This window comes from Microbispora sp. CL1-1, assembly GCF_012034195.1.
Classification (GTDB): Bacteria; Actinomycetota; Actinomycetes; order Streptosporangiales; family Streptosporangiaceae; genus Microbispora.
The window spans coordinates 1-14369 of the sequence record NZ_JAATEK010000007.1 but is presented as its reverse complement, the minus strand read 5'-3'; the positions used below and the strand labels follow the sequence as shown (position 1 = coordinate 14369).

General features: G+C 71.4%; 11 protein-coding genes. All 11 read left to right on the top strand.

The window, feature by feature from the left end; translation table 11 throughout:
- Window positions 1-81: 81 nt before the first annotated feature.
- Window positions 82-1014, top strand: a complete 933-nt coding sequence (locus HCK04_RS10930) for a sigma-70 family RNA polymerase sigma factor (protein WP_142647068.1) — start codon at window positions 82-84, stop codon at window positions 1012-1014.
- Window positions 1015-1155: 141 nt separating this feature from the next.
- Entirely contained in the window at window positions 1156-1455 is a 300-nt protein-coding gene (locus HCK04_RS10925; protein WP_168065832.1) for a MarR family winged helix-turn-helix transcriptional regulator, read from the top strand.
- A 245-nt stretch (window positions 1456-1700) separates the two neighbouring features.
- Window positions 1701-3017: an ammonium transporter gene (locus tag HCK04_RS10920; protein ID WP_142647066.1), complete on the top strand. Its 1317-nt coding sequence runs from the start codon at window positions 1701-1703 to the stop codon at window positions 3015-3017.
- Complete coding sequence (locus HCK04_RS10915; protein WP_030510869.1) at window positions 3014-3352, top strand: P-II family nitrogen regulator; 339 nt, start codon at window positions 3014-3016, stop codon at window positions 3350-3352. The genes HCK04_RS10920 and HCK04_RS10915 overlap by 4 nt, the downstream gene beginning before the upstream one ends.
- Window positions 3353-3356: 4 nt before the next feature.
- Window positions 3357-5708, top strand: a complete 2352-nt coding sequence (locus HCK04_RS10910) for a [protein-PII] uridylyltransferase (RefSeq protein WP_240971306.1) — start codon at window positions 3357-3359, stop codon at window positions 5706-5708.
- Window positions 5709-5938: 230 nt separating this feature from the next.
- Window positions 5939-9253, top strand: coding sequence for a nitrate- and nitrite sensing domain-containing protein (locus HCK04_RS10905; RefSeq protein ID WP_168065830.1), 3315 nt, complete (start codon window positions 5939-5941; stop codon window positions 9251-9253).
- A 5-nt stretch (window positions 9254-9258) separates the two neighbouring features.
- Entirely contained in the window at window positions 9259-9669 is a 411-nt protein-coding gene (locus HCK04_RS10900) for a roadblock/LC7 domain-containing protein (RefSeq protein ID WP_205830126.1), read from the top strand.
- 15 nt (window positions 9670-9684) lie between these two features.
- A complete protein-coding gene (locus HCK04_RS10895; RefSeq protein ID WP_030510865.1) occupies window positions 9685-10044 on the top strand; it encodes a DUF742 domain-containing protein in 360 nt (119 codons plus the stop codon).
- A gap of 28 nt (window positions 10045-10072) precedes the next feature.
- The gene (locus HCK04_RS10890) at window positions 10073-10609 is read left to right on the top strand and encodes an ATP/GTP-binding protein (protein ID WP_260617195.1); all 537 of its coding nucleotides are present in this window, start codon (window positions 10073-10075) and stop codon (window positions 10607-10609) included.
- Window positions 10610-11091: 482 nt separating this feature from the next.
- Entirely contained in the window at window positions 11092-14238 is a 3147-nt protein-coding gene (locus HCK04_RS10885; protein WP_168065828.1) for a nitrate- and nitrite sensing domain-containing protein, read from the top strand.
- Between the two features lie 8 nt (window positions 14239-14246).
- Window positions 14247-14369 (top strand): roadblock/LC7 domain-containing protein (locus HCK04_RS10880; protein WP_205830124.1); only part of this gene is annotated, 123 nt, incomplete at its 3' end.

The window sequence follows — 14369 nt, the reverse complement described above, 5'->3', positions numbered from 1 at the left end:
GACCGTGCCGAACGGGGCGGACACGTCCGGCTCACCGGCTCACATATTGCATATCGCGGCGGCGGAACGAGGTGCCATCGGATGGCGACGGGGAATCGGACGCAGGAACAGCACATCTCTGACCGGGATCTGCTCGGGACATATCTGGCCGAGATCGGCCGCGTCCCCTTGCTGACCGCGGAGCAGGAGGTCGAGCTGGCCAAGCGTATCGAGGCGGGGTTGTTCGCCGAGCAGTTGCTCGACAGCGGGCGGCCCGAGCCGAAGATCGCGAATGCGACCGACGAGGAGCTGGAGCGAATCGCGATCTCGGGACGGCGGGCCAAGGACGAATTCATCCAGGCCAATCTGCGCCTCGTGGTCGCGGTCGCGAGGAAATACTCCGGACGGGGAATGCCGCTGATCGATCTTGTGCAGGAGGGCAACCTCGGTCTGGTCCGCGCGGTGGAGAAGTTCGACTATCGCCGGGGATACAAGTTCTCGACCTACGCCACCTGGTGGATCAGGCAGTCGGTGGGCCGCTCGATCCACGAGCAGGCGCGGCCGGTGCGGCTGCCCACCCACGCGGGCGAGCAGATGACGCGGCTCATGCGGGTGCGCAGGGACATGCTGGCGGAGTTCGACGCAGAGCCGACCGACGCCGACCTCGCCGAGGTGCTCGACCTGCCGATCGAGCGGGTGCAGGAGCTGCGCCGCTGGGCCTCCGACCCGGTCTCCCTCCAGCTCGGCGTGGGCGACGAGGACGAGACCGAGCTCGGTGACATGATCGCCGACGAGACCTGGGCGGACCCCGAGCAGCAGGCCATGGCCACGCTGGAGAAGGAGCGCCTGGAGGAGTGGCTGACCGGCCTGGAGGGCCAGATGCGCGAGATGCTGCGCTGGCGGTACGGCCTGGTGGACGGCCGCGAGCACACCCTCACCGAGGTGGGGGAGCGCTACGGCATCGGCCGTGACCGCGCCCGGCGCATCGAGCGCGACGCGCTGGTGCGGCTGCGCAAGATGGCCAGCGCCGCGTAACACGCGCCCCCACACCGGCCGGTTCGTCACGCGGGGCGGGCGTTCGCCCCGCGTGCCGGCCGCCTCGCCGCTACGAGGCTTCGCCGTCGAGCCCCAGCGCGTGCGCGTTTCCGGCGCACCAGTCGGAGAAGCCGGGGGGCGGTGGCCGATGGTGGCGGCGATGCTCTCGACCTGCCCCGCGATGGTGAACGTCTCGTCGCCGGTGAGGGTGTAGGTCCGGCCTTCGTGGCCGTTCTCGGTCAGCACGAGGGCGGCGACGGCCGCGACAGCAGGCTCGTGAGGCTCTGGCTGACCGACGCGGGCCGAGCGCTCCGGGAGCCGGTCGCGGCCGAGCGCCATGGCCTGGAGGAGAAGATCGCCGCCGGGCTCACCGAGGCCGAGATCCGCAAGCTGATGACCGCGCTGGGCAAGGTCTACGAGTCGGCCAGAGCTCTGCTGTGAGCAGGGCATCGTGACGCGCACCCTCTTTGGGGGTGCGCGTTTTGTCGTTCCAGACACATCCGAAACAGGCCCGAAACACGGTGGTGGCGAGTTTCACACATGTGAAACACACATGGTCGTGGGCTGAAACGGCGGAAGAACACGCTGTCGCCAACGTCAGTGCGCCAGCCGGCCGAGGTTGCCCGGGAGGAAGTCACTGCGGGAGTGATAACGGCCACACGCCAAATGTAAGGAGGGCCGCGTCGGTGAAGATCGATACCGGCACCACCGCCTGGATGATCACAGCCACCGCTCTGGTGCTGCTGATGACGCCCGGGCTCGCGTTCTTCTACGGGGGCATGACCAGGGCGAAGAGCGTCCTGAACATGATGATGATGTCTTTCGTCAGCATCATCACCATCACCCTCGCCTGGGTCCTGTACGGCCACTCGCTGGCCTTCGACGCCTTCGGCGACGGTGACAACTTCATCAACAAGCTCGTGGGCGGGGGAGACGCCCTTGGCCTGCAGAGCCTGATCGACACGCCCACCGCGGACGACGGCACCGGTATGCCGAGCCTGGTGTTCTCGGCCTTCCAGCTCACCTTCGCGATCATCACCGTGGCTCTCATCAGCGGCGCCATCGCCGACCGCGCGAAGTTCGGCGCGTGGGTCGTCTTCGGCCTCGCCTGGGCGACGATCGTCTACTTCCCCGTGGCCCACTGGGTCTGGGGCGGCGGCTGGCTGGCGAACCTCGGCATCGAGGACTTCGCGGGAGGCACGGTCGTCCACGTGAACGCCGGTGCCGCCGGCCTCGCGCTGGCGCTGGTGCTCGGCAAGCGCACCGGGTGGCGCAAGGACCCGATGCGGCCGCACAACCTGACCCTGGTCCTGCTCGGCGTGGGTCTGCTGTGGTTCGGCTGGTTCGGCTTCAACGCGGGCTCCGAGCTCGCCGTCGACGGCACCGCCGGCCTCGCCTTCATGAACACCCAGGTCGCCACGGCCGCCGCCGCCGGTGCCTGGATCCTCGTGGAGAAGCTGCGCGACGGCCACTCCACCACCCTCGGCGTCGCCTCCGGCGCCGTCGCCGGCCTCGTCGCCATCACCCCCGCCTGTGGCTTCATCGACCCGTGGGCGGCGCTCGTGCTCGGCCTCGTCGCCGGCGCGGTCTGCGCGTACGCGGTCGGCCTGAAGTATCGCCTCGGCTTCGACGACTCGCTCGACGTGGTCGGCGTGCACCTGGTCGGCGGCGCGATCGGCGCGGTCGCGCTCGGTATCATCGCCCGCTACCCCTTCGCGGACGGCCAGAACCAGGGCCTCATCTACGGCGGCCCGATCTCGCAGCTCGGCGTGCAGGCCCTCGGTCCTGTCGCGGTCGGCCTCTACTCCTTCATCATGGCGTATGTCATCGGGAAGATCATCGACAAGACGATGGGCTTCCGGATCAACCAGGAGGACGAGGTCACCGGCATCGACATCACGACTCACGCCGAGACCGGGTACGACCTCGGCACCGTCCACTCCTCGGGAGTGGCCTCAGTCAACGGGCCCGTGCCCGCGCCTGCGAAGAAGGTCGACGCATGAAACTCATCACCGCAGTCATCAAGCCGTTCAAACTGGACGACGTGAAGGCCGCCCTGGAGCAGTTCGGCATCAAGGGAATGACCGTCTCGGAGGCCAGCGGCTACGGCCGTCAGCGCGGCCACACCGAGGTCTACCGCGGCGCCGAGTACCAGGTCGACCTGGTGCCCAAGGTCCGGGTCGAGGTCCTCGCCGAGGAGGACGACGCCGAGGACGTCATCGACGTCATCGTCAAGGCGGCCCAGACCGGCAAGATCGGCGACGGCAAGGTCTGGTCGGTCCCCGTGGACACCGTCGTCCGGGTCCGCACCGGGGAGCGCGGGCCGGAGGCGCTGTAACCGGATGATGAGAGGGGAGGCGCGCTCGTTCGCCGCGGTCCGCAAGGACAGGGCCGCGGACATCGACAGATGGCTCACCGATCTGTTCCGCACGGCGGCGACACGGCCGTACGCGCGGGAGGGCGGATCGGGAGGGAAGGGCGGCTTCCCCGACGAGCGTGGCCCCGCCGCCTCCCACGGGATCGGCCCCACTGGAATCGGACACAGCGGGGCCGCTCCCAACGGGATCAGCGGGGTCGCCCTCGTCGCGGTCGGCAGCCTGGGGCGGGGCGAGCTCGCCCCGGGCAGCGACCTCGACCTGGTCCTGCTGCACGACGGCCGCGACGATGTGGCGAAGATCGCCGACCGCATCTGGTATCCCATCTGGGACTCCGGAATCGGCCTCGACCACTCGGTCCGTACGGTGGACGAGGCGGTGAAGGTCGCCAGGGAGGACCTCAAGGCCGTGCTGGGCCTGATCCAGGCGCGCCACGTCGTGGGGGACCCAGAGCTGACCAGGGCCGTACGGGAGGCCGTGCTCGCCGAGTGGCGGGCCGACTCCCGGCGCAGGCTCGCCGAGCTGCGCTCCTCGGCCGACAAGCGCGCCGAGGTCGGCGGTGAGCTGGCCTTCCTGCTCGAACCCGATCTCAAGGACTCCAGGGGCGGGCTACGCGACGTGCAGGCGATGCAGGCCGTGGCCGCCGCCTGGGTCGCCTCGGCCCCCGGCCCGCGGGTCCGGGAGGCGTACGAGCTGCTGCTGGATATCAGGCACGGGCTGCACCTGGTCACCGCGCGCGGCACCGACCGCCTGGTGCTCCAGGAACAGGACGCGGTCGCGGGCACACTGGGCCTGCTGGACGCCGAGGCGCTGATGCGCCGCCTGGCCGAGGCGGGGCGCACCATCTCCCACGCGTTCGACGCCACCTGGCGGACGGTCGACCGGCTGCTCACCGGTCCCGCGCCGCGGGGCCGCAGGCCGCTCGCCGACGGCGTGGTGGAGCACGGCGGCGAGGTCGTGCTGGCCCGCGGTGTCAACCCGCGCACCGACCCCACGCTCGTGCTGCGCGCCGCCGCGGCCGCCGCCGAGGCCGGGCTGCCGCTCGCGCCCGCGACGGTGAGCGCGCTCGCCGCGCAGTCGCCGCCCTTGCCCGTGCCGTGGCCTCCGGAGGCGCGCGGCGCGCTGGTCGCCCTGCTCGGCGCGGGGCGCGCGGCCGTGCCGGTCTGGGAGGAGCTCGACCAGGCCGGTGTGCTCGTGAAGCTCATCCCCGACTGGGAGCGGGTGCGGCACCGCCCCCAGCGCAACCCGGTCCACCGCTACACCGTGGACCGGCACCTCATCGAGACCGCGGCCGGGGCCGCGGCCTTCACCCGCGAGGTGTCCCGTCCCGACCTGCTGCTGATCTCGGCGCTCCTGCACGACGTCGGCAAGGGCTGGCCGGGCGATCACTCCACCACAGGTGAGATCGTCGCCAGGGACATCGGCACCCGCATGGGCCTGCCGCCGGCGGACGTGGACATCCTCGCCACCGTGGTGCGTCATCACCTGCTGCTGCCGGAGACCGCCACCCGGCGCGACCTGGACGACCCGGTCACCATCTCCAGGGTCGCGGAGGCCGTCGGGTCCCGGGAGGTGCTCGAACTGCTGGCCGCGCTGGCGGTGGCCGATGGCAACGCCACCGGCCCGGCCGCATGGAACTCCTGGAAGGCGTCCCTGGTCTCCGACCTGGTCCGGCGGGTGCGGTCGGTGCTGTCCGGCACGCCGCCGATGCCCGCGCCCGTGCTCTCCCCCGAACAGGCGGCGCTCGCCCGGCACGGCGGCGGCGCGGTGCGGGTGAACGGGAGCGCGGTCACCGTGGTCGCGCCCGACCGGCCGGGCCTGCTGTGGCGGGCGGCCGGGGTGCTCGCGGCGCACCGCATGGCGGTCCGCTCCGCCTCCGCCGCGTCGGCCGGGTCGACGGCGGTCATCGAGTTCGTCGTCGTCCCCGAGTACGGCACGCCGCCCGACCCGGCGACGCTGGAGGCCGACCTGCGCCTCGTGCTGGCCGGCCGGCTCGACATCGAGCAGCGCCTGGCCCGGCGGGCGAGGTCGATGCGCCCGTCGCGAGTGCCGGTCGCGCCGCCCCGGGTCACCCTGGTGGACGACGCGTCGCTCACGGCCAGCGTGGTGGAGGTGCGGGCGCACGACAGACCCGGGCTGCTGTGGCGGATCGGCCGTGCTTTCGGCGACTGCGGCCTTGACGTACGCGCCGCGCGTGTGGAGACTCTGGGCGCAGAAGCGGTGGATGTCTTCTATGTGGCGGATCGAATGGGTCGTCCCATTCTCGATGAGCAACAGCGGATCCAGGTGCGAGAGCACGTGCTTGCGGCACTCAGATGACGTAAGTAACGATCCTCACCTCTTGGTAACAATTGGGGTGCTGCGGTAGGGGTAGGGCCGCTCCCCGTCGTGACCTTGTGGTCGAATTGTCCCCGCTTATACAGCTGTGTCACTTCATGCTGTCCAGACGCGTGAAGGCAGGCCGAACGATGGCGGGGCCGGTGAGCATGGAGCAGTCGAATACCGATAACCGCAGGCGACGGAGTCGTCTCTCGCCGCGCAACTGGAGAGTGCCGACACGTCTGACCGCGCTGATCCTCGCCCCGACGCTCGTGGCCGTGCTCCTCGCCGGTGTCCGCGTCGTGGGTTCGATCGACAGCCTGACGGCCTACCAGCGGACCAGGTCGGCGGCGGAATACTCGGTGCACCTGCGGGATCTGGCCGAGCAGCTGGCTCTCGAGCGCGACCTGTTCGTCTGGGGCGGCAACACCAGCCGCAAGTTCAACGTCGACGGGGAGACCGTCGTGACCCGCGCCCAGCAGCGCGCGGCGGTCGACCCGCTCATCGCCCAGGTGAAGGCCGACCTCAAGAACATCGACGAGGAATACGGCACCCGTGCGGTGGAGCAGGCCCAGCAGCTCGAGAGCCGCCTCTCGAGCCTCGCGGGCATCCGCAAGAACGGCGCGCCGGAGGACTTCAGCGCCGTGATCGCCAACGTCCTGCGCCTGCACGACGAACTGGGCAACAACGACGACAACGCCGCGATCCTGGGCAACCTCCGCGCCCTCAGCGCCCTGGCCCACGCCAAGGAGGAGGCCGCGCTGCAGCGGGCCATCCTCACCCGTGAGCTGCTGGAGCGCAACCAGGTCTTCACCACGTTCGAGCTGGAGGACTTCCTGGCCTCCCAGTCGCGTCAGCAGAGCGCCCTGGCGACGTTCTACACCGAGGCCCCGGCGGCCGAGGCGAGCCGCCTGGTCACCCTTCTCGGCGACAAGGACGTGGTCAACAGCGAGCTGACCAAGTCGTGGGCGCTCACGCTCGGCCTGCAGAACCAGTCCCTCAGCCGCTATCGGAGCAGGGACAGGACGGCCCAGACGTGGTTCCAGGACAGTACGAAGGCGATCGAGCAGATGGCGGCCGTCGAGGGCCGCGTGTCGGACCTGGTGCAGAGCCGCGCCCGCGACCTGCAGTCGGTCGAGCAGCGCAACGCCCTCATCGCCGGTGGCCTGATCCTCGCGCTCCTCGTGCTCGTGCTCGTCACGACCGTGCTCATCGCGCGGTCGATGGTGCTGCCGCTGCGCCGCCTGCGGGCGGAGGCGCTCGACATCGCGGGGCGGAGGCTGCCGGGCATCGTCCGCCAGATGCGCGAGTCCGAGGACCCCGAGCGCGAGGCCCACGTGCAGCCGATCCCGGTCGACAGCAGCGACGAGATCGGCGAGGTGGCGCAGGCGTTCGACGAGGTCCACACGCAGGCCGTGCGCCTGGCCGCCGAGGAGTCCCGCCTGCGCGCCAACGTCAACGCGATGTTCGTCAACCTCTCCCGCCGTACGCAGACGCTGGTGGAGCGGCAGATCTCGCTGATCGACGGCCTGGAGCGGGGCGAGGAGGACGGCCGGCGTCTGGCCGACCTCTTCAAGCTGGACCACCTGGCCACGCGCATGCGCCGCAACAGTGAGAACCTCCTGGTCCTCGCCGGTCACGAGCCGCCGCGCAAGCGGAGCCAGCCCGCCCGGCTGGTCGACGTGGTGCGCGCCTCGCTGTCGGAGGTCGAGGACTACGAGCGGGTCGTCGTGCGGGTCCCCCGGACGATCGCGATCGCCGGGCACGCCGCGAACGATGTCGTCCACCTGCTCGCGGAGCTGGTCGAGAACGCCATCGCCTTCTCGCCGCGCAACACCAAGGTGGTCGTCTCCACCAGCCCTGTCGAGGGCGGCGCCGTGATGCTCGGCGTCACCGACGCGGGCATCGGCATGTCGCCGGAAGAACTCGCCGAGATCAACCGCCGCCTGGCCGAGCCGCCCACGATCGACGTCTCGGTGTCCCGGCGGATGGGCCTGTTCGTGGTCGGCCGCCTCGCGCTGCGGCACGGCATCCGCGTGCAGCTGCGCCGGGGCGACGGCGCTGGCGTCATCGCGATGGTGCTGTTCCCCTCCCAGCTCATCTCCAACGCCGACCAGCCGGTGGTGCCGCGTCCCTCCGTACCCGCCGGGCAGACGGCGTCCGGACTGCCGGCGCGGCAGGCGTTCGCCGAGCCGGACCCGCTGGGCCCGGCCGCGCCGGGGGCCGGTTCGTTCGAACCCTGGAGCCCGGGCAACGGCGCGGCGGGCGGCGTCGGAGCCCGCAGGCCCTCGGCCGCCGCCGGGAACGGTCCCGGCGGGAACGGGCTGAGCGGAGCCGGCGGCAACGGCACGGGCGGGTTCGCCGCGTTCGGCGCGCCGACGCTGGACGCGCCCGCAGAGAGCGCCTACGGGGACAGCGCCTACCGGGACAGCGCCTACGGGGAGAGCTCGTTCGGCGAGCACTCGGGGCCGCATTCGATGCCGGGCCGGGCCGGAAGGGCGCCGGAGGGCGACATACCCCGTCCGGCGTTCGGCGAGCAGCCCGGGTCGTCGTGGCCGTCGTCGTTCCCCGAAAGCGGACCGCAGAGCGGATCCCCCGGCGGCTCCGTGAGCGGCCCCCTGAGCGGCCCCCTGAGCGGCTCCGTGAGCGGATCGCAGAGTGGCTCGCAGGGCGGTGCGGCGAGCGGGGGCGGCGACGACCGCTCGGAGCACTCGTGGCCGTCGCTGCCCACCGGGCCGAACGCGCTGCCGCAGCGGGGCGCGTCCAGGGGCCCCACGGCCTTCTCGCCGTCGAGCACCGGGCCGAACGCGTTCTCGCCGTCCAGCACGGGGCCGACGGGGTTCCCTCAGCCGGGCTCCCCGTCGAGCACGGGCCCGAACGCGTTCTCGCCGTCGAGCACCGGGCCGAACGCCTTCTCGCCGTCCAGCACCGGGCCGAACGCCTTCCCCGGTGCGGCGTCGTCCGCGGGAACGGCCGAGGACGCCGCGGCGGCCACGGGGTCGCTGCCGTCGGTGGAGGAGTCGCCGCTGGAGCAGGGTGAGGAGTTCCTGCCGATCTTCGCCTCGGTCGAGTCGGCGTGGTTCCGTCGTCCCTCCGACACCGGCCCGCAGGCCGCGCCGGCGGCGCGGACCGGGGCGGACGCGGAGAACGCCGGGGAGAAGCCCGGAGAGACCACCGGGGAGATCGCGAGGGTGCCTGGTTCCGGCCCCGCCCCGAGGCCCGCCGCCGCCCCGCAGGCGCAGGGCGGGAACCCCGGTGCGTGGCGGTCGCGGGCCGACAGCGGCTTCCAGGCCGCGGCCAGCGCCCGTGACCCCCTGCTGGGCGGCGTGACCGCGGCGGGCTTGCCGAAGCGCACGCCGAAGGCCAACCTGGTGCCGGGTTCGGTGGGCGCGGACGGCCCCGCCGCCGCGGCCCCGCGCCCCCCGGTCTCGGCCGACGCGGTGCGCAGCCGCCTGTCCAGCTTCCAGCAGGGTGTGAGGCGAGGCCGGGCCGAGACGGCCGGAGGGCTCGCCGAAGGGTCGGGTAAAGAGGAGGAGGGCTCGTGACTGAGCTGAGCGTGGAAGCACGCAGGTTCGACTGGCTGATCACCGAGTTCGTCGGCAGCACGCCTGGCGTGGCGCATGCGGTGGTGGTGTCGTCGGACGGCCTGCGGCTGGCCCAATCGGACGGCTTTCCGCCTGACCGCGCCGACCAGCTCGCGGCCGTCGCCGCCGGCCTGCTCAGCCTCACCGTCGGCGCCTCGCGGGTGTTCGAGGGAGGCGCGGTGACGCAGACCGTCGTCGAGATGCAGCGGGGACTGCTGCTCGTGATGGCGATCAGCGACGGCTCCTGCCTCGCGGTGCTCGCCGCACCGGACTGCGACATGGGCCTGGTGGCCTACCAGATGACCCTGCTCGTCGAACGAGCAGGTCAGGTGCTCACTCCGGCGCTGCGCGCCGAGCTGCAGACGTCGCGGCGATGACAAGAGGAGAGGGCCGTGCGTGATCGTGACGGGACAGAGGACGAGCCCCTGTTCCGTCCGTACGCCGTCACCGGTGGCCGATCCGAGCCGCGTTACCACATGGCGATGGAAACCCTCGTATCATCGGTGACCTTGAAGAGCAACGATTATTCTCTGCTCAGCCCAGAGCAGGAATCGATCATGATGCTATGTCGTTCCGTACGATCGGTCGCGGAGATCTCGGCACTGCTCCGGGTCCCGCTCGGCGTGGCCCGCGTGCTCATCGCCGACATGGCCGACGAGGGTCTGGTCCGCCTGCACATGCCGCAGCTGAACCAGGGACAGCCAGACCTCAACCTGCTCGAAAGGGTGCTCAGTGGACTACGCAGGCTCTAGCCGTGGTCTTACCTCGACGAAGATCGTCGTGGCGGGTGGGTTCGGCGTCGGGAAGACGACCTTCGTCGGTGCCGTCTCCGAGATCCTGCCGCTGACGACCGAGGCCGTGATGACCGACGCCAGTGCGGGCATCGACGACCTCGGGCTCACGCCGAACAAGACGACCACCACGGTCGCCATGGACTTCGGCCGGCTCTCGCTCGACCAGGACCTCATCCTCTATCTGTTCGGCACGCCGGGCCAGCACCGCTTCTGGTTCATGTGGGACGACCTCGTCCGTGGCGCCATCGGCGCGGTCGTGCTCGTCGACAGCCGCAGGCTCGCCGACTGCTTCCCGGCCATCGACTACTTCGAGGAGGCCCAGCTTCCCTTCCTGGTCGCGATGAACGGCTGGGAGGGGCAGTTCCTCCACTCGGAAGAAGAGGTCCGTGAGGCGCTGTCGCTGCCTCCGCACGTCCCCGTCGTCCGTACGGACGCGCGCTCGCGGGAGGCCGTCAAGTCCACGCTCATCAGCCTGGTCGAATACGTGCTCACCGTCCGGGCCGCGTACGGCAGACAGTACTGAGACGGAACACGGCGTGTTCCAGGAAGACCGCGCCCCGAGGCTCGGGGCGGCGAGGGCGGCATCCCGGTGGGTGCCGCCCTCGCGGCGTCCGGCCAGGGCACGGCGCCGGGGCGGGATTCTTTGCCTTCGGGGGCCTCATCCCCAGGACCCGCGACTACCCGGCAGGGCAGAATTCGGTATTGATGCTGACCCGATATTTAACCAAATAACATCATCTACATGCCTGTCTAGGCTGTTTGTGCACGGGTGTTCGGTTGGCCTCCCTGGTGTCGGTGTGCTGCAATTACCCTCGCCTGCAGGATGTCTCGCACGTCACGCCAGCCACATCCGTGCTGAGACACTCCCCCTGTGCGCACATACTGCGAGAGGTTGCAAAGCCTGTGAGGACACAAGACCCCCGGACCGACGAGAGCCCCGGGACCGGGGTTCCGGCTGAGCAGGAGCCCGACGAGGGTAGTCGTTTTCTCCTGCGCAACTGGCGCGTGCGCTCCAGGCTTGTCGCGCTGATCCTCATCCCCACCGCGGCGGCGCTGCTGCTCGGCGGTCTGCGGGTGGTCACGTCGGTGAACACGGCGGCCGAGTATCAGCAGATCAGTGACCTGGCGCGACTCGTCGACAAGGTCGCGGGCCTCACCCACGAGTTGCAGTCGGAACGCGACCGCGCCGCCTGGAACGCGACGCTCGGCCATCCGGCGAAGGCGACCGCCGCGGTCAAGGCGCAGACCCTGCTCACCAACAAGGCGGCCACCGCCGTACGCAACCTGGCCAACGAGGTCAGGACGAAGGTGAGCACCCGCGCCTCCGACGAGATCGACCACATCATCGGCAAGCTCGACGGCGTGGAGGTCCTGCGGAGCCAGGCCATGCAGGGGAACCTGCAGCCGAGCGCCGTGCTCGACCAGTACACCCTCGTCATCGAGACCCTGCTGGCCCTGCAGGACGAGCTGGCCAAGAGCACGCAGGACGACCGGCTCGCCGCCTCGTCCGTCACGCTGGCCGCGCTCGCCCGCGCGAAGGAGAGCGCCTCCATCCAGCGCGGCCTGCTGACCACGGTGCTGCCCAACGGCCGCTTCGAGCAGGCCCAGCTGCAGAACTTCCTCGGCGCCGTGTCCGCCCAGGACAGCGACCTGCGCGCCTTCCGCAAGAGCGCCACCCCCGCGGAACGCGCCGACTACGACAACACGGTCACAGGTGGCCAGGTAGACCAGGCGGAGTTCATCCGCACGCTGGTGCTCGACCGCGCCAACGCGGGCTTCCCGCTCAAGGGCCTGGACCTGTCCGTGCGCGACGACACGCGCCTCTGGTACGACGCGATGTCGCAGCCCATCAACCGGATGCGCACCGTCGAGGCCAAGCTGACCTCCTCCATCGTGGCGCGGAGCCAGACGCTGAAGGACGACGAGCAGCAGCGGGCCATCATCGTGGCCGTCGCCGTCGCCCTCCTGCTGATCGCGGTTCTGCTCGTCACCACCGGCGTCGCCCGCTCGCTCGTACGCCCGCTGCGGCGGCTGCGCTCCGAGGCGCTGGAGATCGCCGGCAGCCGCCTGCCCGACACGGTCCAGAAGCTGCGGGAGGCCGGCGACTCCGCCGAGGTCCCGCCGATCGCCCCGATCCAGGTGGTCGGCCGCGACGAGATCGGTGAGGTCGCGCGGGCCTTCGACGAGGTCCACCGCGAGGCGATCCGGCTGGCGGGTGACGAGGCCCGGCTGCGGAGCAACGTCAACGCGATGTTCGTGAACCTGTCGCGCCGTACGCAGACGCTGGTGGAACGCCAGCTGTCCCTGATCGACGGCCTGGAGCAGGGCGAGCAGGACGAGCAGCGGCTCGGGAACCTGTTCAAGCTCGACCACCTGGCGACCCGCATGCGCCGCAACAGTGAGAACCTGCTGGTTCTCGCCGGACAGGAGCCCGCACGCCGCTGGGGCCAGCCGGTGCCCATCGTCGACGTCGTACGCGCCTCGCTGTCGGAGGTGGAGGGCTACGAACGCGTCGACATCCAGGTGCAGGCCGGAGCGTCGGTCGTCGGCCAGTCGGTCAACGACGTCGTCCACCTCGTGGCCGAGCTGGTGGAGAACGCCATCTCCTTCTCGCCCCGCGACACCAAGGTCACGGTGTCGAGCAACCGCATCGACGGCGGCGGCCTGATCATCTCGGTCAGCGACCAGGGCATCGGCATGACCCCCGAGGAGCTGGCCCAGACCAACTACCGGCTCGCCAACCCGCCGGTCGTCGACGTGTCGGTGTCCCGCCGCATGGGCCTGTTCGTGGTCGGTCGTCTGGCGTTGCGTCACGGCATCCGCGTGCAGCTGCGCCAGCAGGACACCGGCGGCCTGACGGCCATGGTGCTGCTGCCCGAGGCGCTGCTGGCCAGCGCCGGCCCGGCGTTCCCCGGCGTGCCGGGCATGCCGCAGCCGGAGCTGACCAGCCCGATGCCGGCGGTCGGCACCGGGCCGCAGTTCGGCGCCTCCGTGTTCGGCAACGCCCCGGCCCTCGCCAGCCCGACGCCGTTCGAGAACCCGCCGCGCACCCCGGTGTTCGGCGCGGACGCGCCCGGTGTCGGCGCCCCGGGCGCGGATCCCTTCGAGCGCGGGCCCTTCGAGTCGTTCCCGCGGGAGACCGTCGGCTTCGACCCCGACCCGTTCGCCCGCAACCCGTTCGAGCCGCCGCCGGGCCGCGGCGCCGACGCCGACCCGTTCGCGCGCAACCCGTTCGAGGCGGGCGGTGCGGGGCGGCCGGGCGAGCCGTCCGATCCCTTCGCTCGCAACCCCTTCGACACCGGCGGGTTCGGCCAGGGCGGGCAGTCCGACCCGTTCGCCCGCAGCCCGTTCGAGTCGGGGCCGTTCGACCGGGCGGCCTTCGACAAGACGCCGGTCGAGAGGACGGCGCCGGAGCGGGACCCGTTCGAGACGGCGACGTTCGACTCGGGACCGTTCGACGCCAGCCCCTTCGACACCAACCCGTTCAGCCGGGGTCATGTCGGCGAGGCCCCCGTGGACACGCCCTGGCCCGGCCACCTGCCCCCTCCGGGAGGCGGCGGCTCCTGGCCCGGCGCGTCGCAGGACGACGGCGCGGGCTGGCCCGGCCGGACCGGCCGCGGCGGGTTCGAAGGCGACGACAACACCGGCCCGCTGCCGGTGGTGCGGACCTCGCCGCTGGAGTCGGAGGAGGAGTTCCTGCCGATCTTCGCAGCGGTCGAGTCGGACTGGTTCAAGAAGGTCGACCTCCCGGCGGACAAGAACGACTCGGACGGCGAGTCCGCCGCCGACACCAGGAGCTGGTCGTCCCCGGCGGACGCCGGCTGGCAGGCGGCCAAGGCGGCCAGCGAGCCGGCCCTGGGCGGGGTCACCTCGTCCGGCCTGCCCAAGCGGGTGCCCAAGGCCAACCTGGTGCCCGGCTCGGCCACGGCTCCCACCCCTTCCGCGGAGCCCGCCGCGGCAGCGGCGGCCGCCCCGCCGCCGCCCCCGCCCGTGCTCTCGCCCGAGCGGGTGCGCAGCAGACTCTCCAGCTTCCAGCAGGGCATCCGGCAGGGCCGGGCCGTCGCCCGCGGGGAGGCCGGGGAGGACCAGGGATATCCCGGGGCGGCGCCCCTGGGCACGCCCGATGCCCAGGACAGTGAGAAGGAGGACTGATGAGGGAAATGAGCCAGGCCGCGCGCGGCATCAACTGGTTGATCACGGACTTCGTGAACAACGTGCCGGGTGTGGCGCACACCGTGGTGGTGTCGGCCGACGGGTTGCCTCTCGCGTTCTCGGACGGCTTT